The sequence below is a fragment of the Labrenzia sp. PO1 genome (genome assembly GCF_012273635.1).
In the GTDB taxonomy this organism is placed as follows: domain Bacteria; phylum Pseudomonadota; class Alphaproteobacteria; order Rhizobiales; family Stappiaceae; genus Roseibium; species Roseibium algicola.
Genome location: NZ_JAAXCR010000002.1, coordinates 641,824 through 662,248 on the forward strand (window position 1 = coordinate 641,824; position 20,425 = coordinate 662,248).

Genomic DNA, 20,425 nt, shown 5'->3' on the forward strand with positions numbered 1-20,425 from the left:
CGACAGGAAACAAAAAACCCCGGCCGAAGCCGGGGTTTTCATCCTTGAAAATTCGTCCACGTGCTACTCGGCAGCAGCCGGGGTCACTTCGGCCGGAGCCGGCTCGGTCCATTTCAGGACCGGCTTGCGAGCTGCACCCGTTTCGTCCAAACGGCGTCGCGGGGCAAGGTACGGTGCACCGGAGAAGCGTTCCGTTTCGCCGCGCTTTGCGCTCATCACGAGATCGCGCATGGTGGCGACGAAAAGATCGAGCGCAGCCCGGCTTTCCGATTCCGTCGGCTCGATCAGCATCGCGCCATGGACAACCAGCGGGAAGTACATGGTCATCGGATGATAGCCTTCGTCGATCATCGCCTTGGCGAAGTCGAGCGTGGTCACGCCGGTGTCCTTCAGGAAGCTGTCGTCGAACAGCACTTCGTGCATGCACGGACGCTCGCCAAAGGGCAGGCTCATCAGGTCCTGCAGGCCGACGCGAATATAGTTCGCATTCAGCACCGCATCTTCAGACGCCTGCCGCAGACCGTCGGAGCCGTGGCTCATCATGTAGGACAGAGCCCGCACGTACATGCCCATCTGGCCGTGGAACGCGGTCATGCGGCCGAACGGCTGCTCGCCGTCCTTGGTGGCAGCTTCGGTTTCGACCAGTTCGACACCTTTTTCCGTCTTGCGGATGAACGGCAGCGGCGCGAAAGGAGCCAGTCTCTGGGACAGGACGACCGGACCGGAACCCGGGCCACCGCCGCCGTGAGGCGTCGAGAAGGTCTTGTGCAGGTTGATATGCATGGCGTCGACGCCAAGATCCCCCGGGCGAGCCTTGCCGACGATGGCGTTGAAGTTGGCGCCGTCGCAGTAGAAATAGGCATCCGCCTTGTGAATCAGATCGGCGATCTGCTTCACTTCCCGTTCGAACAGCCCGCAGGTGTTCGGGTTGGTCAGCATGATGCCGGCGATGTTGCCTTCGTGTTCGGCAATGGTCTTCTTCAGTGCCTCCAGATCGACGGTACCGTCGTCCTTGGCATCGATGTTGACGACCTTGTAACCCAAGAGCGCTGCCGTTGCCGGGTTGGTGCCATGGGCGCTTTCCGGCACCAGAACGATCTTCGGATCACGGCCGGCAGCGGTGTGGGCTGCCTTGATCGCCATCATGCCGCACAATTCGCCATGGGCACCGGCTTTCGGGCTCATCGCGACGGCGGAGGTGTTGGTGGACACCATCAGCCAGTGGGCAAGCGCATCGATCAGTTCCAGTGCACCAGGCACCGAGGACACTGGCTGAAGCGGATGGATGTCCGCGAAGCCCGGCAGGCGGGCCATCTTCTCGTTGAGGCGCGGATTGTGCTTCATGGTGCACGACCCGAGCGGATAGAGACCGCTGTCGATGGCATAGTTGTTCCGCGACAGGCGCACATAGTGGCGCATGGCTTCCGGTTCGGCGAGGCCAGGCAGACCGATCTCGGCCTTGCGCTTGAAGCTGCCAAGCTCGAACTCGGCGCTTTCGTCCTCGTCGAGATCGACACCGGTGGTTTCCAGCGAGCCGAATTCGAAAATCAGCGGCTCTTCCATATCGAGACCACGGTTGCCGGTGAAAGTCTTCGGGCGGAAAGCATCCCCGGCATCACCTGCTGCGGTCGGGCGGCCTTGCGTGTTCATGCTCATGCCAGCACCTCCTTCAGCGCGTCCGCAAAGGCCGCGCGGTCTTCATCCGTATTGACTTCGGTCGACGCGACGACCAACAGGTTCGCGAGATCCTTGTTGCCCGGCTCCAGTCGAGAAACCGGCAGGCCTGCGAGAACGCCCCGTTCGGCCAGTTGCTCGACCACATCCTCGGCCACCTTCGGCAGCGCGATCGTGAACTCGTTGAAATAGGCCGAGTTCAGAACCTCGACACCGGGCACGCCGGCAAGAAGCTTCTTCAGCTTCACCGCGTTGCCGTGGTTGATGCGGGCGAGTTTGGTCAACCCGGCCTGCCCCAGCAGCGACATGTGAATGGTGAAGGCAAGGCAGCAGAGACCGGAGTTGGTGCAGATGTTCGACGTTGCCTTGTCGCGGCGGATATGCTGTTCGCGGGTGGACAGCGTCAGCACGAAACCGCGCTTGCCTTCCGCATCCACCGTCTCACCGCAGAGCCGGCCCGGCATCTGGCGGACATATTGCTGGCGGGTGGCGAAGAGACCGACATAAGGACCACCGAAATTGAGGCCGTTGCCGATGGACTGGCCTTCACCGACCACGATATCCGCGCCTTGTGTTCCTGGCGGTTCGATCAGGCCGAGCGACACCACTTCGGTGAAGACCGCGATCAGCAGCGCCTTGTGCTGGTGCGCCTTTTCGGCAATCGGCTTCAGGTCGATCAGCTGGCCGTAGAACGACGGCGACTGGACGACAACGCAAGACGTCTCGTCATCGATCTGGGACAGGATGTCTTCGGTGCCCGTCGGGTCTGCCGGCAGGCTGACGACCCGATCGCCGGCCATGTTGGACAGGCCTTCGACGACTTCCCGGTACTGCGGATGCAGCCCGCCGGAAAGCACGGCCTTGTTGCGCTTGGTCACCCGGTGCGCCATCAGCACGGCTTCACCGGTGCCGGTGGAGCCGTCATACATGGACGCGTTGGCGACATCCATTGCGGTAAGGTGCGCTACCTGGGTCTGGAACTCGAACAGGTACTGAAGTGTGCCTTGCGTGATTTCCGGCTGATAGGGCGTATAGGAGGTCAGGAACTCCGACCGCTGGATCAGGTGGTCGACCGTTGCCGGCACATGGTGCTTGTAGGCACCTGCGCCGACGAAGAACGGTACGGAGCCTGCCGCAGTGTTCTTCGATGCCATGGCCGAGAGCTTGCGCTCCACTTCCATTTCGCTGGCTCGTTTGGGAAGGTCGAGCAGACCCTTCATGCGAACGTCTTCAGGGATGTCCGCAAAGAGTTCATCGACGGATTTGACGCCGACCCGCGCGAGCATGTCGCTGCGGTCGGTATCGTTCAAAGGCAGGTAGCGCATCAGGCAGCTCCCAAGGGTTTGATCAAAAATCGGACCGGCGAAAACCATGCTCTCGCTTCATCAGCCCGGAACCGGAGAACTGACAAGCTTCCGGATACGGGCTCCCCGATTCCTGCTCGGCGCGGTGGCGCCGTGCAGACGCACAGAGAAGAGAACTGGTCACCATCCAGAACAGGGAACCGGCTGCGACTTCGTGCGGCCGGCTCCGGAAAGTCACGGTGCGACAAGGCGGAGCGGTTCGGGCTCCACAACGATCTCGCACTTCACGGAGTTGGCTATGAAACAGACGTCATGCGCCTTTTCATGCAGATCGGTCAGCCAGGTCGGATCCGGGTCCTCGGCCGCAACCAGCGTGATAACCGGCCGCAGCACCACTTTCGTGATTGCCATCTTGCCCCGCGCCACCCGGCTCATTTCGCCCTGGGCACGGTCGCTGTAACTGGCGACAACGAAATTCGCCCGCCGGGCAAGATCCAGGAAGGACATCATGTGGCAGGACGAGATAGCGGCGACGAAAGCCTCTTCCGGATCGACGGCGGCCTCAATGGAATATGGCAGGGGTACCACCGTGGGCGAAGCGCTTGCCGGGATCTCCAGACCACCGTCAAAACGCCAGATGTGCCCTCTGGAATAGGCGTTTGCGGCATAGTCGCCGTCGCATGCCCATTCCACCTGTGCCGTGTAGTAGTGCCCTGCCATGAATTACAACGTCTCCACGTACGCCTTGTAGGCTGCCGCGTCCATCAGGTCGGACAGCTGATCCGCATTGCCGACGGTCATCTTGATGAACCATGCAGCGCCTTCGGGATCTTCGTTCACCTTGGCCGGCTCGTCCACCAGCGCATCGTTGGCTTCAACGACTTCACCGTCGATCGGAGCGTAGACTTCACTGGCGGCCTTGACGGATTCCACGACGGCGGCTTCATCGCCCTGTGACAGCGCCTTGCCGGCTTCCGGCAGTTCGACGTAAACGACGTCGCCGAGCTGCTCCTGCGCGTAAGTCGTGATGCCGATGGTGGCTTTGTCGCCATCTACGGCGATCCACTCGTGGTCTTTGGAGTAATAGGTGGTCATATTGTGCGTCCGTTATCTGGAAAGATTTATGCTTTGGGTTTGCGGTAATACCGGTTCGGAACAAACGGCATGTCCGCGACGGTAGCGGGCAAGCGCTTGCCTCTGACGATCAATTCAAGTGGCGTGCCAGTTTCGGAGTGCTCCACCGGGACATAGCCCATTGCGATCGGGGCACCCACGGTCGGTGCGAAACCGCCGGATGTCACGGTGCCGATCACCGGCCCGTCGGGCAGTGCGATCTCGGCCCTTTCCCGCGCAGGTGCCTTGCCATCGAGGCGCAGGCCGACGCGGACGCGGCCCGGTCCCTTTTCGAGTTCGCCCTGAATACGTTCGGCGCCCGGAAAGCCGCCTTCTTCTCGGCGGCGCTTCTGCATGCAGAAGGTGATGGCGCCTTCGACGGGAGACGTCATCTCGTCAATGTCGTGTCCGTAGAGGCACAGCCCTGCCTCAAGACGCAGGCTGTCGCGGGCCCCGAGCCCAATCGGTTCGACCCTGTCGTCGGCGAGCAGTGCACGGGCAATCGCTTCAGCAGCACCGGCAGGCACGGACATCTCCACGCCGTCCTCGCCGGTATAGCCGGCACGGGCAACGTGGCAGTCGATTCCGTCAAACTCCATCGGTTCGGCGGCCATGAAGCCAAGTTCGGCTGCCCTGGGCGCATGTGCTGCGACCGCAGCCACGGCTTCCGGTCCCTGAACCGCGATCAATGCACGATCGTCGATCACTTCAAGGGTCACGTTTTCAGGCAGTCTGTCGCGGAAATGGGCGTAGTCGACATCCTTGCGGGAGGCATTGACCACCAGCATCAGCTTGCCGTCTTCTGCTTCGGACAGCGGCCGGGTGACCATCAGATCGTCGATAATGCCGCCTTCGTCGTTGAGCAGCACCGTGTAGCGCTGACGGCCGTGGCCAAGTTCGACGAAATTGGATGGGGTCAGCGCTTCCAGAGCCCGGGCCGTCGTTTCGTGATCGGGACCGATCAACAGGGCCTGGCCCATGTGGGAGACGTCAAAAAGGCCGGCTTTCGTGCGGGTCTGCTGGTGCTCGGCCATGATGCCGGCCTTGTACTGCACGGGCATGGAATAGCCGGCAAACGGCACCATGCGTGCACCCAGTTCCACATGAAGGTCGTGAAGAGGCGTTTGTTTCAGATCTTCGTCTGCAACGGTTTCCGCCATGAACGGTCCTCGTATTCGGGGTTGCGCAGTCCCGAACCGGCCCGCATGGGTCCTGATCCGTCTGCACCCCCTCTGTCCGAGTACCTGAGAGATTTCCCGACCGGCGCCGATGACGCCTTTCGGTTACTCCTTCGGTGAGCAGTCCGCAAACCCACTTGCGGAGCACTGCTTTCCAGAGCGTTGCAGTTCATGCGGTCCTTCTGCCTGAGAGTTTCCGGGGCGGTTGCTCCTTCGGCGCCAGGATCCTTTCACCCGGCCTCTCCCGCATAAACATTGACGTGTTTCCACGCCAACCGGGGGACGACCCCGATTGGGGCCGGATTGTGCGAGGCAGACATAGTCTTGTCAATATGCGACATGCAGCCCCCGCAATTTTGCCGGTGCACAATTTTAGGCATCGTCTTGCAGAGTGTGCACGATCAATGGCCGGCCGGCTTCCATCTTCCCGGCCAGGCCTCAAATTCAGTCAACACTGCTGTGCTACGTGCGTGGCCGGGCCTTAGCGGCGACGGCCTTCGTCAAAGCCGAAGACAACCTTGGCGTCCGCACCTGCCGGGATCGTGAATTTCTCTTCGATCAGCGTCCAGGTTTCGCTTGGCGAGTTCGCTCCAAGCGTGACCGGAATTTTCACGATCTCGGAGCTGAGCGGCTTGGCACCGCTGCCGCCGGGCACAATGGCGACGCGCATCGGCAGAACCACTTCGCCGCCCTTCCAGGCAGGACCGGAGGTGACATCGCCGGACAGGCCCAGCTTCATGCGGCGGCTACCGTCCGGTTGCTGCGTGCAGGTGTTGGCCCAATCCTTGACGGTGGCCTGGTAAAGCAGACCCTGCGGGTCATCGTCCTTGCCGCGAACGTACTTGCGGATCAGGAAGGTGTTGGACTGAAGCTGCAGCGCAGGACAGGGAACCGGCGGCGCAAAGGTTTCGGGAGAAATCTCGATCGGCTGCTGGCCACCGGAAATTACCTTGCCCGCAACACCGTCAGCGGCACTCATACACCCCGCAAGAGCCGCGGCGGAAAGGCCCACGGCCATAATTGTCTTCAGGGTCTTGCCGGAGACGGCGGGAATCGCACTGATCATCTTCATTCCATAAAAATGCAACAATTGTCGGCGGAGCTTCATAGCAGGTGAAGAATTGCTTGGCGAGGCTTGTCAAACGCAAACCTTCAAGCAGCTCATTGTGGCTGAATTGGTTCAGCTTGCCGCACATCCCTTGACACGGCGTGGCTGCGAGCCCTTATTGCGCGCAGAAACGTTCCTCGAAAGAGCATGATGACCGAGAGCAATCAGGAAAAAACACCGCTTGCCATTCACCTTTGCGCGCCCCGCGGGTTCTGCGCCGGTGTCGATCGCGCGATCCAGATCGTGGAACTCGCCCTGGAAAAATACGGCAGTCCGGTCTACGTCCGTCACGAGATCGTGCACAACAAGTTCGTGGTGGACGGGCTGAAGGCCAAGGGCGCTGTGTTCGTGGAAGAGCTGGAAGAAATACCGGCCGGGCACACCGACAGACCGGTGATCTTCTCTGCGCACGGCGTACCGAAATCCGTGCCGGAAGACGCCCAGAGCCGCAAGATGTTCTATCTCGACGCCACCTGTCCCTTGGTCTCGAAGGTCCACAAGGAAGCGGAAATCCATTTTCGCCGGGACCGCGAGATTCTGCTGATCGGTCATGCGGGGCATCCTGAAGTGATCGGCACCATGGGCCAATTGCCCGACGGCACCGTCAGCCTGATCGAGACTGAAGACGACGCGCGCGCCTTCACGCCGAAGACCGACCGCCCCCTCGCCTATATTACCCAGACCACCTTGTCCGTGGACGACACGGCCGGGATCGTGGCTGTGCTGCAGGACCGGTTCCCGCAGATTGTCGCTCCGCACAAGGAGGACATCTGCTACGCAACCACCAACCGTCAGGAAGCGGTCAAGCATGTGGCGCCAAAGGTCGACGCAATGATCGTTGTCGGCGCCCCGAACTCCTCCAACTCGCAACGCCTGCGTGAAGTTGCTGAACGGGCCGGGTGCAGGACTGCAGTGCTGATCCAGCGCGCAAGCGACATCGACTGGCACGATTTCGAAGGTATCACGTCGTTGGGTCTGACAGCAGGTGCATCGGCCCCCGAGACCCTGGTAGAGGAAATCATCGCGGCATTTGCCGACCGGTTCGACGTCAACGTCGAGACGGTGCGTACTGCCGAAGAAACGATTTCCTTCAACCTGCCGCGGGAGCTGCGCGAGATCATCGCCTCCTCCCAGGCTGCTGCCGGATAACCCCATGGCTGTTTATACCGAAGTAACCGATGAGGAACTGAACGACTTCATCGGCAGCTACGATGTCGGACGTCTGTTGTCATTCAAGGGCATTGCCGAAGGTGTCGAGAACAGCAACTTCCTGGTCCACACGGACAAGGCGTCCTACATCCTGACGCTGTACGAAAAGCGTGTGAACCCGGACGATCTGCCTTATTTTCTAAACCTACTGCAGCATCTGGCCGCAAAGGGTCTTTCCTGTCCGACGCCGGTCCCTTCGAGGGACGGCGAACTTCTGGGCACACTCGCCGGCCGACCGGCCGCGCTGGTCACCTTTCTGGACGGCATGTGGGTCAAGCGGCCCAAAGTGGATCATTGCGCCGAGCTGGGCCGGGCCATGGCAGAGTTGCACCTGGACGGCGCCGATTACGACGGGTTCCGCAAGAACGCGCTCGACGTCAGCGGCTGGCGACCCCTGTTCGATCAATGCGGGGAGCGCAGCGATACGGTTCATCCCGGTCTCGGTGCAGAGATCGCCAGCGAGCTGGATCACGTGGAAAAGGTCTGGCCCAGGGACCTTCCGGGCGGGGTGATCCATGCGGATCTGTTTCCCGACAACGTGTTCTTTCTGGGCAACGAGCTTTCCGGGCTTATCGATTTCTATTTCGCCTGCAACGATGCCTTTGCCTATGACATTGCCATCTGTCTCAACGCATGGTGCTTCGAGCAGGACATGTCTTTCAACGTGACCAAGGCAAAGGCCCTGCTCAAGGGCTATGCCGCCGTGCGACCGTTGAGCGAGGCTGAATACGATGCCTTGCCGACCCTTTGCCGGGGTGCGGCCCTGCGTTTCCTGCTGACACGGCTCTATGACTGGCTAAGCGTGCCGGAAGGTGCGCTGGTTACGCCGAAGGATCCGCTGGAATATCTGAAGAAGCTCCGCTTCCACCAGAGCATTTCCTCCACGCAGGCCTACGGGTTGGAGCGATGACGGAGAGCAACAACCGGGTCACGATCTATACGGACGGCGCTTGTTCCGGCAATCCTGGCCCGGGCGGCTGGGGTGTCATCCTGCGGTTCGGGGAGCATGAGAAAGAGCTTTCCGGCGGCGAGTCGGAAACCACCAACAACCGTATGGAGCTGATGGCCGCCATTGAGGCGCTGAATGCCCTCAAGCGCCCTTGTGCGGTCGACCTTTATACCGACAGCACCTACGTGCGCAGCGGCATCAAGGAATGGATGTACGGCTGGAAGCGCAAGAATTGGCGCACGGCCGCCAACAAGCCGGTCAAGAATGCGGATCTCTGGCAAGCTCTTGACGCCGCAAGGGAACGTCATGACGTTACCTGGCACTGGGTCAAGGGACATGCCGGCCATCCGGACAATGAACGCGCAGATGAACTGGCGCGCGGCGGAATGGCCCCGTATAAGAGCGGCGAAAAAACGAATCCTGTCTGATGAGCAGAGGATTTTGAGTGAGACTTTTCTGGTGGTCCGGCGCAGCAGCAGTGCGCACAATGGTTCCGGATATGGCCGGAAAAGTTCTGATCGTGGCCAACCCGACCTCGGGTGGCTATAGCGCCGAATTACTGGATGACGTGCGCAATCGCCTGGAAGATCTCGGCTGCAAGACCGAGATCCGGTTGACAAGGCGCGCAGGCGAGATCGGCGACATCTGCGCGGATCCCACGCTGCCTGTGCAGACGCTGGTGGTCGCCGGCGGAGACGGCTCCGTCAACGAGGCCCTGACCGGATTTCAGAACCACCCCGCCCCGCCGCAACTGGGCATCATTCCCTTCGGCACCGCCAATGTGCTTGCCCTTGAACTTGGCCTCCCGCGCAATGCGAAGGCAATTGCCGAACTGATCCGACGCGGCAAGACCAGGCAGTTGCACTATGGCCTTGCCAACGGCAGGCCTTTTGTACTGATGGCCTCTGCCGGGTTCGATGCCGAAGTCGTTCACGCCGTGCCGCTTTCCCTGAAACGGCGCCTTGGCAAGCTCGCCTATGTCATCACGGCGCTGCGGACCGGTTTCAAACGCAAGAGCGCCTCGCTGAAAGTGATCCTGGATGGCGAAGAGCTGACCGGCAAACTCGCCGTAGCCAGCAACGCCCGCCACTATGGCGGCCCCTTTGTCATTTGCCCCGGCGGGGCGACCGATCCCGGCCTGCATATGCTGGTTCTGGAAAGGGACGACCCCTGGTCGTCCTTCTGCTACGGCGTCGCGCTCTTGATGGGCCGCATCCACAAGGCCAAGGGCGCTTTGGTGCGCCCGTTCAAAACGGCTTCCATTCTGGCAACAGGTGCCGTGGCTGCACAGGTGGACGGCGATCCCTTCGGTGCAACGCCGCTGGAAATCCGGCAAACGGACAAGACCGTGCCCATCCTGGCACCTTGACGCGGAAACGGCGCGGCATCGCCTCCTCGCCTTCCAACCCCAACGACATCTACTCCCTCTGCCATTCCAGGGCTTGCCCCTGCAATCCAATTCGTGACCTCGGCGACCCCGAAGTCTTGACGACAGGATAGCGCGCGGCATGGATGCCATGGTCGCGCCATGGCATGACGGAGTGGGTGGGAAACAGCTATCAGAGCCCCTGACACAAGATCAGCCGGCACGATAGGTGCCGGCCAATATCAGGCCGTTTCGGCTTCCGCCGGCATCTTGCGCAGGATCTTGGTGGCTTCCGCTGCCGTGACGGCCTCGCCGAAGTAGAAGCCTTGAGCGTATTCGCAGCCGAGCTGGTAGAGCTCCAGCGCATCGTTCTCGCTCTCCGCTCCTTCGGCAACGACCGACATGCCAAGGTCATGCCCCATGGCGACGATTGTCCTGAGCAGGACCGGCCGGGCGGAAGACCCGTTGGGTTTGACGAAGGACTGGTCGATCTTGATCGTGTCGAACGGAAACCGCTGAAGATAGGACAACGAGGAATGACCGGTGCCGAAGTCGTCGAGGGACAGGCCTGCCCCCAGCCCGCGAAGGCGCTCGAGCACCTTGGCGGAATATTCCGGGTTGGACATGACGAGTGATTCCGTCAGTTCCAGCTTCAGGGTTCCTGGTGCCAGCGATGTTCTCGACAGAACGGCCTTCACATCGTTGATCAGGTCCTGTTTCAACAGCTGACGCGACGAGAGATTCACCGAAGCGAACAGAGGCTGCTGCATCGGGAACTCGCGTTGCCAGAACGCCAGCTGCTGTGCGCCCTTGTCGAGCATATAGATGCCCAGTTCGTTGATGAGACCGGACTGCTCTGCGACGGGAATGAATTCCGAAGGTGAAATCTTGCCGCGCTTGGCGTGGTTCCAGCGTGCCAGCACTTCGAAGCCGGCAACCGCCTGGTCTTCCAACCGGATGATCGGCTGGAAGTAGACACCCAGCGTTTCTTTCTTGATCGCTTCGCGCAGGTCGGCTTCCAGGTCGACGATGTTCTTGTCGAGCGGGCGCAAGATCGGACGGAACACTTCCTGGCGGTCACCGCCCAGGCGCTTGGCGTGATTGAGGGCGATCTCCGCATTGGTGACCATGTCCTCGACAGCCTGTTTGCCACCTTCGAAGAAGGCAATGCCGACGGAACAGGTCAGAAAGATCTCCCGGTCGCCGAAGGTGATCGGCGCGCGGACCGCCTTGCGCAGCGAATCCGCCAGCGCAACAATCCGGTCCGGCTCCTGCTCGGACAGGAGAACAAGGCCGTACTGGTCGCCGGAAAGACGTCCCAGCGTATCCTGCTGGCCGATCAGTCGGCCGAGACGACGCGCCACCGTCAAGAGAATGCTGTCACCGGCGGATAGACCGATGCTGTCGTTGACCTGCTTGAACCGGTCCAGATTGAGCACGAGCAAGGTCGGCTTGGAGGTTTCTTCCGCACGCGACCGGATGACGCTGGTGCGCAAGCGGTCGACGAAGAGTTCGCGGTTCGGCAGACCGGTCAGATTGTCGTGTACGGCATCGTGCAGAAGGCGTTCTTCTGCCGTGCGTTCCTCGGTCACGTCCAGGAGCGTGCCCACGCAGCGGATCACCTCGCCGTCCGATCCGATGATCGGCCGGGCCCGCAGGCGGAACCAGCGGAAGTGACCGTCTTCTGAGCGCAGACGGAAGGTTTGGGTTACCTTGCCGCGACGCTGATCGATGACCGCGTCGAGCGTCGCCCGGAACCGGTCACGGTCCTGGGGATGCAGGATGTCCAGCCAGTCACGCGCAGGCCCTTCCAGGGTGCCACGCTTCAGGTTGAGCAGATCTTCAACCTCATTGCCCGTGTAGATGCGGTCGCGGTCGATGTCCCAGTCCCAGATGATATCGCCGGCACCCGTCAGGGCCAGTGCCTTGCGTTCGACATCGGAGATAAGCCCCTGCGCAATCGCACCGCCGGCAAAGGCGTGCTGCATCACCGTGAAGCCGATCAGCAGCACGATGAGAACCAGACCACCGCCGAGCGCGGGCTGGACGATGTCGTTGGACAGATAGCCAGTTACGGTCATCGCCGCCCCGACCAGCCAGGCCATCAGCAGGCACCAGGTCGGGATCAGCAGGATGGCGCGGTCATAGTGCTGGAAGGCCAGCACCGCGATGGTGACGAACCCTAGCAAGCCGATGATGGCCAGCGCAAGACGGGCGATGCCGGCTGCAATCGAAGGATCCCAAACGGCAACGCCAAGCAGACCCAGGATCAGGATCAGCGTCGTGAGTGCCAGATGGGAATAATGAATGTTCCAGCGGTTGAGGTTCAGATAGGCGTACAGGAAGATGATCAAGCTGGCCGCGAGCATGACCTCGGCGCAGGCACGCGCAAGCTGGCTGCCGCCACCCTCCAGATTGAACACCATGCCCCAGAAGCCGAAATCGATGCACAGATAGGCCAGCACCGACCAGGCAAGTGCCGCGGTGGCCGGGAACATGACCGTGCCCTTGACCACGAACAAGATGGTGAGGAACAGGGCCAGCAGGCCGGAGATGCCCAGAATGATGCCACGGTAGAGCGTGTAGGCGTTGACGGTTTCCTCGTAGACGTCCGGTTCCCAGATCCGGATTTCCGGCAGGTTCGGCGTCGTCATTTCCGCGACAAAGGTGACGATCGACCCCGGGTCGAGCGTGACCAGGAAGACGTCTGCCTCAAGGCTTTTCTGACGTTCGGGAGCGATGCCCTGGCTCGGTGTGATCGCCAGAATGCGCGAGGAACCGAGATCCGGCCAGAAGAGGTCGGAGCCGACCAACTTGTAATTTGGCGCAACGATCAGGCGGTCGATCTGTTCATCGCTGGTGTTGGCCAGCGCAAACACCGCCCAGTTGGTGTTGGTACCATCGCGGGAGGGAACCTCGATACGGCGCACGATGCCGTCCGCACCCGGTGCGGTCGACACCTGCAGCCGGGTGCCGGCTTCGCGATGCAAGTCGACGGAATTGGTGATGTCCAGTGCTTCGACGTCGATCGGAACAGGGATCGGCTCCAGCGCCCGCGCAGGCAGGGTGGCAAGCAACGTTGCAAACAACGTCAGAGCAATGACAAGGTTTCTGATCACGCTTGTTTTCGGATCCGGTATCACAATCGACATGGGGCGAAGAAGTACCGGGTTGTGGCGCATGTCACAAGAATTCTTTCAAGATTCCCTCGACGCTCGGTGCCACCTTTTCAGGTCGCGACGCATGGTCTTCCGCCAAACAGGCAAACAGAAGATGATCCTGCCAGGTCCCGTTAATTAACAGATAGTTGCGTGCGTAGCCTTCCCGGTGGAACCCGGCATTTTCGAGCAGACGGATGGACGGCATGTTCGTTGGCAGACATGCCGCTTCAATACGATGAAGGTTCAACACGTCGAAACAAAACGGCAAGATCATGGCGACAGCCGAGGACATATGTCCTTTTCCGGCGTGCCGCTCGCCCATCCAGTAGCCAAGTGTCGCAGTCTGGCTGACACCCCTGCGGATATTACTGAGTGTCAGTCCGCCGAGGATCTCGTTGCTGCGCGCGCGAAACAGCAGGAACGACAGGCTGCGCCCTTCCTTGCGGTCCTTCGAATAGCGGCGCAAGCGGCGGCGAAAGCCGGTTCGGGTGAGGTCATCGGACGGCCAGAGCGGTTCCCAGGGCTTCAGGAAGGCCCGGCTTTCGCCGCGAAGTTCCGCCCAGGGCTTGAAGTCGTACATGATCGGCGGGCGAAGATAATAACCGCCGGCCTCGATCAGGAGTTCGGCGTCAGGTGTTGCTCCCGGCCGTAACAGCGCCATGCCCCACTCTCCGCCTTGTTCTGTCCGACTTACATGGATGCGGCCCGCAGGACCGGGCTTTGCTGAAGCCGTCCTGCGAGTTCGTCCGCAGTCATGATACCGTCAACCGGCCCGATCGCAGTCAAGGTCGGCACCGTGCCCACGAAAGTCTCGTGCGCGACCCTGCGGATATCAGCAGCTGTCACCGCTTCGATCTTCGAGGAGATCTCGTCCGGATCGAGCACGCGGTTGTGCACGAGGATCTGACGGGCAATCTGTCCGGCGCGGGCTGCCGGGCTTTCCAGCGCCATCATCAGTCCCGCGCGGATCTGCGCCCTGGAGCGGGCGACTTCCTCGTCGGTGATCGTCTGGGTGGCGGCGATCAGTTCGTCCACGATCATCGGCATCAGCGCAGCCAGGTCTTCCTGGCTGGTGGCCGCATGCAGTCCGAACAGTCCGGTATCGGAAAACGCCCAGTGGAAGCTGTAGATGGCGTAGCAAAGGCCGTGCTTCTCGCGGATTTCCTGGAACAGGCGCGAGGACATGCCACCGCCCAGGACCGATGCCAGGATCTGGATGGCGTAATAGTCCTTGGACTTGTAGGGCCGGCCTTCGAAGCCGATCAGAACCTGTGCTTCCATCAGTTCCTTCGGCCGAAGGGTTTCGCCGCCGCGGTAGCGTGCTTCGGATTCCGGAGCTGCAGGCTCGGAGTTGAAACCACCGAACTTCTCGCGGGCAAGAGCGACAAGCTCTTCATGATCAACCGCGCCGGCAGCGGCCAGCACCATGTCGGGTGCCCGGTAGCGATCGGCGAGATAGGCGTTGAGTGCGTCGCGGTTGAACCCCTGCACCGTTTCCGGCGTTCCGAGGATCGGCCGTCCGATGGCCTGGTCCGGCCAGGCGGTTTCCTGGAACAGATCGAAAGCCTGATCGTCAGGGGAGTCGTTTGCCGCGCCGATTTCCTGAAGGATCACATGTTGTTCGCGCGTCAGTTCCTGAGCATCGAATGTGGAATTCTGCAGGATGTCAGCGAGAATATCGACCGCAAGCGGCGTGTCCTCAGCCAGGATACGCGCGTAGTAATTGGTGTGTTCGATGCTTGTGGAAGCGTTCAGCTCACCACCGACGGCCTCGATCTCTTCTGCGATGCCACGCGCCGTGCGGGTCTTGGTGCCCTTGAAGGCCATATGCTCCAGAAGATGGGTTATCCCGTTCTGATGCACATTCTCCGCGCGGGATCCGGTTCGCACCCACACGCCAAGAGCCGCCGTCTTCAGATGAGGCATCTGGTCGGTGACGACCGTCATCCCGTTATCGAGGATTGTTGTTTGTACTTTCATATGCTCACACCCCAGCAGTAACGGCCCGGGCGTGATCTTCGATGTATCGCTCCACCACGCCCTGATCCGCCGCCAGAACCTGCTGGCGCTCCTCCGCAGTCATCATATCCTTCAGGTTTTCCGGCAGCTCCGGCCGGTTTCCTGAAGCCCTTTCCACCGCATCCGGGAATTTGGCCGGATGCGCCGTACCCAACACCACCATCGGTGTCTCGCCATTATCGTGGTCTTTCGCCACATGGACACCGATTGCCGTGTGCGGGTCCAGCAAATAGCCTGCCTCGTTCCACAGTTCGGCAATGGTCGATGCCGTTTCATCCTCGTTGCAGCGGCCTGCGCCGAAGACCGCGCGCATGGCGCGGAGCGGACCTTCCTCGATCTCGAAACTGCCGGACTGGCTCAACTGGTTCATCATGCGCCGGACTGCCGCGCCATCGCGTCCGCAGACCTCCGCCAGAAGCCGCTCGAAATTGGAGGACACCTGGATGTCCATGGACGGAGAAATGGTCGGCGTCACGCCGCGCTTTTCATAACGCCCTGTCTTGAGTGTCCGCGCCAGGATGTCGTTGACATTGGTCGCCACCACCAGCTTCTCGACGGGAAGCCCCATCTGCATGGCGGCATAGCCGGCGAAAATATCACCGAAGTTGCCGGTCGGCACCGTGAAGGAGATCTTGCGATGCGGCGCGCCAAGGGCAGCGCCTGCGACGAAATAATAGACGATCTGCGCCAGGATCCGCGCCCAGTTGATCGAATTGACGCCGGAAAGGGCAACCCTGTCGCGGAAGGAGAAATGGTTGAACATGCCTTTGACGATGGCCTGGCAATCATCAAAGTCGCCGTTTAGTGCCAGGGCATGAACGTTCTTTTCCGCCGGGGTCGTCATCTGGCGGCGCTGCACGCTGGAAACGCGTCCGTCGGGAAACAGGATGAAGATATCGGTGCGCTCGCGCCCGCGGAAGGCCTCGATGGCGGCGCCGCCGGTGTCTCCGGAAGTTGCGCCGACAATGGTCGCGCGAAGGCCGCGCTCGGTCAGGACATAGTCCATCATCCGGCCAAGCAGCTGCATCGCGACGTCCTTGAACGCCAGCGTCGGGCCGTGGAAGAGTTCGAGGATGAAAGTGTTCGGTCCGGTCTGGACAAGCGGCGTCACTGCCGGGTGGCGGAAGCCATCATAGGCTTCAGCAATCATGGACTTCAGATCGTCTTCGGGAATGGCGCCGGCCACGAAGGGCGAAATAACCTCGAAGGCAACATCCTGATAGGGTTTACCGGCGAAAGACGCGATGGTGTCGGCATCAAATTGCGGCCAGGTTTCGGGTAGATAAAGTCCGCCGTCGCGTGCGAGCCCCTGTAGCAGGACATCGGAAAATTCCAGAACTGGTGCTTCACCACGCGTACTGATGTATTTCACCGCGCAACGTTCCTCTTGCTTTGTTTGTCGCGGGACGCCCGCGTCCCCTGCCTGTTTGCCAGACCTCTGATGCGAGAAGGATCAGCCTACTTGAATTCCGGCAGATTTGAAACAAACCATGCCATTGATGCGACTTACGCGCCATAACATTCAAGCGCAAGTCGCTTTTGGCTAAAATGATGACCGTGAAGAGACAAGTTTTGCGAAACCGGCCGTGACGTCAGCGCCGTCAGGCGTGCCCTGCATCGGCATAGAGCATGGCGGGGTCGATACCCATGCTGGCGAGCGCGCGATGCCATTTCTTGTCGGAGGCCTGATCGAACAGGATGTCCGGATCGGCCGGAGCCGTCAGCCACCCATTGGCCTGGATTTCGTTTTCAAGCTGCCCCGGAGCCCAGCCCGCATAACCGAGGGCCAGCATGGCCTGGGTGGGGCCGGTCCCTTGCGCAAGCGCCCGCAGGATCTCCAGTGTTGCCGTCAGGCAGATGCCGTTATCAATGGCAAGGGTCGACTGGTTCAGCATGAAATCGTCGGTATGCAACACGAAGCCGCGTTCGACCTCTACCGGGCCACCCTTGTGAACGCTCATGTCGCGGACTTTCGACGGCAGACGAATGGCACCATCGTCGTTGACGATATCGAGTTGAATCAGAAGCTCTTCCAGTGACAGATGGCGGGCCACCTGGTTCACCACCAGACCCATTGCGCCCTGGTCCGAATGAGAGCACAGATAAATCACAGAATGTTCGAACCGGCTGTCTGACATGCCCGGCATCGCAATCAGAAACTGACCTTCAAGGGAATCTGTTGCTGCGGATCCGGCCATGCGTACCTCGTTTTCTGTTGACGCTCTCTGCCCAAGGGAAAGCATAGCCCCTTTGCCGGGCTTTGTTAATGTCTGTTTGTGCTCGCCGAATGGCAACCGGCTCACTTCAGCGTCACAAGGATATGACCTGGATTGCCCAGTCTGGCCGATGACGCTTGCCTGAAACTCGTGTAGCAAAGAAGGCATGAAACGCTCTGTCCTTGCCCTTGCGCTCACCCTTTTTGTTTTTGCTTCACCCGCCCATGCCGCCATGACCGGTTGGACGGAAGTTCAGGGAGGCGCCGTCAGGCTGATCGCCTCGGGCCCCATGAAGGACGGCCATTATGAAGCCGGTCTGGAGTTCCTTCTGGAACCGGGCTGGCACACCTATTGGCGCTATCCTGGCGAAGCCGGAATTCCGCCCCAGATCGATACGACCGGAAGCGCAAACATCAAGACCACCGAGGTGCTCTATCCTGCGCCGGAGCGCTATGACGACGGCTTTTCTGAATCAATCGTCTATCACAATGGCATTGTTCTGCCGCTGCGGGTCGAACCTGAAAATCCCGGTCAATCCGTGACGCTTTCCCTGGACGTTTTCTTTGGTATCTGCAACGAGATCTGCGTTCCCGGAGAGGCCTCCCTGACGCTTGATCTGACCCCGGATGACCAGACCGACAGCCTTGCCCAGACACTGATCCTACGAGACCTCGAGGCCGTGCCTGCCAAGCAGCCGTCCGCGGATCTGAAGATAAGTGCGATAGCCCTGTCGGCATCGGGCGATGCAGTGGAGATCGAGGTCCAGGCGCCTGACGACACCACGCCGGATCTTTTTGCAGCAGCTCCCGAAGGCTCCTATATCGGCCTGCCTAAACCTGCCGGCCAAGGCGGTGAAAAGACACTCTGGCGCTTGCCACTCAAAGGCATGAAAACAACTGAGACCGACGCCGATCTGCGCCTTGTGCTGACTGCGGGCGGTCGTGCGGTCGAGCAGCTGTTTCCCATTGATCCGGCCTGGGTGAAATAGAACCTGCCTCCTGCCGGTCTGTCTATCGAACCGCTTTTGCCTCAACTTCCCTCGACGGATGGCCAACAAAGCCCTATCTGTGTCGCGGGGCTGCCGTTTCGCCGCAGCCGGTCAATCAAGGGATATTCACTATGACACTTTCTGTTGGGGATCGTCTTCCTGAGGCAACATTCAACACCATGACCGCGGACGGCCCCGGCGAAATATCGACCAGCGAGCTGACATCCGGCAAAACCGTTGTGCTGTTCGGCGTGCCCGGTGCCTTCACCCCGACCTGCCACATGAACCACCTGCCGGGCTTCATCGAGCATGCGGAAACGCTGAAGAACAAGGGTGTCGACACCATTGCTGTCCTGTCCGTGAACGATGTCTTCGTCATGGACGCCTGGAAGAAAGCCTCCAGCGCCGGCGACAGCATCACGTTCCTGTCAGACACGGCTGCCGGCTTTGTCGAAGCCGCAGGCCTCGGCCTCGGGCCGGCACCGATCTTCGGTCACCTGCGCTCACAGCGTTTCGCGCTGATTGCCAAGGATGGCGTGATCACCTTCCTGGCTATTGAAGACGCTCCGGGCGAAGCCGTAAAGTCCGGTGCCGCCGCAATCCTGGAAGCACTCGGCTAAGCAGTTTGCAAGCTTGCAGGAGAAATGATGAAGGGCCCTGCGGGGCCCTTTTTTGATCGCCCCCTCTCAGCAGATCATCCCGGACGCAGCAATGCGGAGATCGGTGACTGGAGAGACGAAGGCTTTTCAACCTGCCTGCCGACAAAAGTGAAGCAGTGGCTCCCCGATCCCGGCTCGCGCTTCGCTTGGCCGCGACGACGACCGAGAGCCTGGGTTCTCCTGCCCCTCCGGAGCCACGTTCTTTCGTGTCACGAGGCCACCAGCACCACCTACTTGCTCGACGTTTCGCCCGCCTGCCGTTTGCGAGGCCAAAGGATACTTGCCGCGTAAGTGAGGTAGACACCGATCAGCGTTGCCGCCAGACCGAACCAGGTCAGCGCATAGCCGAGGTGGTCGTTCTTGAAATGAACGATGGTCTCCCCCGCCTGCGGCAGACCGGACGGCGGCGTGAAGGAAGCGTCGAGATCAATGCTGAAGGGAGCCAGCCTGGCGGGATCGAGGCCCAGTTCTGCTGCCATGGCATCCGTATCACGTGCGAACCAGATACGATCTTCCCGACCGGGTTCCGGCGTTGTCCAGTTCGGTTTTTCACTCAGCCGCAAAAGTCCAGTCAGCTCCCAGGCACCATCAGGCGGCGTGATTGCCTTTTCGCGCGAAGCCTTGTCGAGCCCTTGTGGCAGGAAGCCGCGGTTGACCAGAACGATCCACTGCTGATCCGTTTCGAAAGGTGCATAAACCATCACCCCGGGCCCGCTTACTGGCCCGACCGGATCAGTCAGCGCGGTGTAATAGAAGACCGCACCTTCCAGGAAACGTCCGGTGAGCCTGACATGGCTATAGTCGTCAGAGGGGGCAAGGTCGCCCCAGGCCCCCGGTTCGGGTGCTGTTTCCGGCGGGGTCGAAACACCGGATTCCACCTGTTCGATGAGGTTTTCTTTCCAGGCCAGGCGGTCGAGCTGCCAGAAACCGAGATTGAGCAGAACCACCAGAGCCGCGATGGCGGCGAGTGTCGGGATAACGAGTTTACGCATGAGATTGTCTTCCCGGGACCTGCCCGGTCAATTGTCGTCCTTGCCGGTGTCCAGTTGACCTTCGGCAGCCTTGTGCCGGAACTGAAGCGCAATCATGAGGCCTTTCAGCGGTCGAAGCACTCCGCCGGCCAGCAGGATCGTCAGCGGTAGCCAGAGGACCAGGTGTACCCAGATCGGCGGCTGGTAGGAGAGTTCCACGAAGAGCACCAGACCGACCACGATAAACCCGACGATCATGATGACGAAAACCGCCGGGCCGTCACCACTGTCGGCGAAAGAGTAGTCGAGCCCGCAGGCCATGCAGGATTTCTTGACGCTCAGGAACCCGTCGAAGAGCTTCCCCTGGCCGCAGCGCGGACACTTGCCCGACAGGCCTGCGGAAACCGGATTGACCGGTGGAAAATGCGCCTTGTCTTCCATGATGTGCCTCAAGCCTCAGCTGAAATGAAAACGCCCGATCCGGTGGCCGGATCGGGCGTTGCTCGTGCC

At 60.8% G+C, this 20,425-nt stretch carries 19 protein-coding genes and 1 riboswitch; of the genes, 6 read left to right on the forward strand and 13 right to left on the reverse strand.

The genetic code is table 11. The features are described 5' to 3' along the window. Positions 1 to 63: 63 nt before the first annotated feature. The 6 genes from gcvPB to HCG46_RS10885 form a co-directional block, all read right to left on the reverse strand. Positions 64 to 1,656 (reverse strand): aminomethyl-transferring glycine dehydrogenase subunit GcvPB, encoded by a 1,593-nt coding sequence (gene gcvPB, locus HCG46_RS10860; RefSeq protein WP_077290724.1) that lies wholly within the window; start codon positions 1,654 to 1,656, stop codon positions 64 to 66. Then, positions 1,653 to 2,999: an aminomethyl-transferring glycine dehydrogenase subunit GcvPA gene (gene gcvPA / locus HCG46_RS10865; protein ID WP_168686192.1), complete on the reverse strand. Its 1,347-nt coding sequence runs from the start codon at positions 2,997 to 2,999 to the stop codon at positions 1,653 to 1,655. Before gcvPA ends, gcvPB begins: the two co-directional genes overlap by 4 nt. A 213-nt stretch (positions 3,000 to 3,212) precedes the next feature. Beyond that, a complete protein-coding gene (locus HCG46_RS10870; RefSeq protein ID WP_023002002.1) occupies positions 3,213 to 3,698 on the reverse strand; it encodes an OsmC family protein in 486 nt (161 codons plus the stop codon). 3 nt (positions 3,699 to 3,701) lie between these two features. After that, positions 3,702 to 4,073, reverse strand: coding sequence for a glycine cleavage system protein GcvH (gcvH, locus tag HCG46_RS10875; protein ID WP_023002003.1), 372 nt, complete (start codon positions 4,071 to 4,073; stop codon positions 3,702 to 3,704). 26 nt (positions 4,074 to 4,099) lie between these two features. Further along, positions 4,100 to 5,251 (reverse strand): glycine cleavage system aminomethyltransferase GcvT, encoded by a 1,152-nt coding sequence (gene gcvT, locus HCG46_RS10880; protein ID WP_168686194.1) that lies wholly within the window; start codon positions 5,249 to 5,251, stop codon positions 4,100 to 4,102. A gap of 182 nt (positions 5,252 to 5,433) precedes the next feature. Beyond that, positions 5,434 to 5,526: riboswitch (glycine riboswitch) on the reverse strand. Between the two features lie 224 nt (positions 5,527 to 5,750). Further along, positions 5,751 to 6,335, reverse strand: a complete 585-nt coding sequence (locus HCG46_RS10885) for a hypothetical protein (RefSeq protein ID WP_031269728.1) — start codon at positions 6,333 to 6,335, stop codon at positions 5,751 to 5,753. 189 nt (positions 6,336 to 6,524) lie between these two features. Here HCG46_RS10885 and ispH point away from each other — a divergent pair, with 189 nt between their 5' ends. The 4 genes from ispH to HCG46_RS10905 are packed head-to-tail and all read left to right on the forward strand — an operon-like array spanning position 6,525 to position 9,904. Further along, positions 6,525 to 7,526, forward strand: coding sequence for a 4-hydroxy-3-methylbut-2-enyl diphosphate reductase (gene ispH / locus HCG46_RS10890; protein ID WP_205838466.1), 1,002 nt, complete (start codon positions 6,525 to 6,527; stop codon positions 7,524 to 7,526). Positions 7,527 to 7,530: 4 nt separating this feature from the next. Further along, on the forward strand, positions 7,531 to 8,496 hold the full coding sequence (gene thrB / locus HCG46_RS10895; protein ID WP_062490248.1) for a homoserine kinase: 966 nt from the start codon (positions 7,531 to 7,533) through the stop codon (positions 8,494 to 8,496). Next, complete coding sequence (gene rnhA, locus HCG46_RS10900; protein WP_023002008.1) at positions 8,493 to 8,963, forward strand: ribonuclease HI; 471 nt, start codon at positions 8,493 to 8,495, stop codon at positions 8,961 to 8,963. The genes thrB and rnhA overlap by 4 nt, the downstream gene beginning before the upstream one ends. A gap of 17 nt (positions 8,964 to 8,980) precedes the next feature. Continuing rightward, complete coding sequence (locus HCG46_RS10905; protein WP_209009441.1) at positions 8,981 to 9,904, forward strand: diacylglycerol kinase family protein; 924 nt, start codon at positions 8,981 to 8,983, stop codon at positions 9,902 to 9,904. A 239-nt stretch (positions 9,905 to 10,143) separates the two neighbouring features. On the opposite strand, the gene HCG46_RS10910 is transcribed toward HCG46_RS10905, so the two are convergent. From HCG46_RS10910 to HCG46_RS10930, 5 genes are all read right to left on the reverse strand, one after another. Next, complete coding sequence (locus HCG46_RS10910) at positions 10,144 to 13,053, reverse strand: EAL domain-containing protein (protein ID WP_023002010.1); 2,910 nt, start codon at positions 13,051 to 13,053, stop codon at positions 10,144 to 10,146. Between the two features lie 31 nt (positions 13,054 to 13,084). Beyond that, positions 13,085 to 13,723, reverse strand: coding sequence for a GNAT family protein (locus HCG46_RS10915; protein WP_023002011.1), 639 nt, complete (start codon positions 13,721 to 13,723; stop codon positions 13,085 to 13,087). 29 nt (positions 13,724 to 13,752) lie between these two features. Then, positions 13,753 to 15,042: a pitrilysin family protein gene (locus HCG46_RS10920; RefSeq protein WP_031269731.1), complete on the reverse strand. Its 1,290-nt coding sequence runs from the start codon at positions 15,040 to 15,042 to the stop codon at positions 13,753 to 13,755. A 4-nt stretch (positions 15,043 to 15,046) separates the two neighbouring features. Continuing rightward, positions 15,047 to 16,453, reverse strand: a complete 1,407-nt coding sequence (gene thrC, locus HCG46_RS10925; RefSeq protein ID WP_077290726.1) for a threonine synthase — start codon at positions 16,451 to 16,453, stop codon at positions 15,047 to 15,049. Positions 16,454 to 16,682: 229 nt separating this feature from the next. Then, positions 16,683 to 17,279, reverse strand: a complete 597-nt coding sequence (locus HCG46_RS10930; protein WP_168686197.1) for a YqgE/AlgH family protein — start codon at positions 17,277 to 17,279, stop codon at positions 16,683 to 16,685. 184 nt (positions 17,280 to 17,463) lie between these two features. Here HCG46_RS10930 and HCG46_RS10935 point away from each other — a divergent pair, with 184 nt between their 5' ends. Continuing rightward, positions 17,464 to 18,285, forward strand: coding sequence for a protein-disulfide reductase DsbD domain-containing protein (locus HCG46_RS10935; RefSeq protein WP_168686199.1), 822 nt, complete (start codon positions 17,464 to 17,466; stop codon positions 18,283 to 18,285). A 131-nt stretch (positions 18,286 to 18,416) separates the two neighbouring features. Then, positions 18,417 to 18,905 carry a peroxiredoxin gene (locus HCG46_RS10940; protein ID WP_023002016.1) on the forward strand — a complete coding sequence of 163 codons (489 nt, stop codon included), beginning with the start codon at positions 18,417 to 18,419 and terminating at the stop codon, positions 18,903 to 18,905. Positions 18,906 to 19,174: 269 nt separating this feature from the next. On the opposite strand, the gene HCG46_RS10945 is transcribed toward HCG46_RS10940, so the two are convergent. Beyond that, positions 19,175 to 19,936: an SURF1 family protein gene (locus HCG46_RS10945; protein ID WP_023002017.1), complete on the reverse strand. Its 762-nt coding sequence runs from the start codon at positions 19,934 to 19,936 to the stop codon at positions 19,175 to 19,177. A 27-nt stretch (positions 19,937 to 19,963) separates the two neighbouring features. Further along, positions 19,964 to 20,359: a DUF983 domain-containing protein gene (locus tag HCG46_RS10950; RefSeq protein WP_031269732.1), complete on the reverse strand. Its 396-nt coding sequence runs from the start codon at positions 20,357 to 20,359 to the stop codon at positions 19,964 to 19,966. Positions 20,360 to 20,425 lie beyond the last annotated feature (66 nt).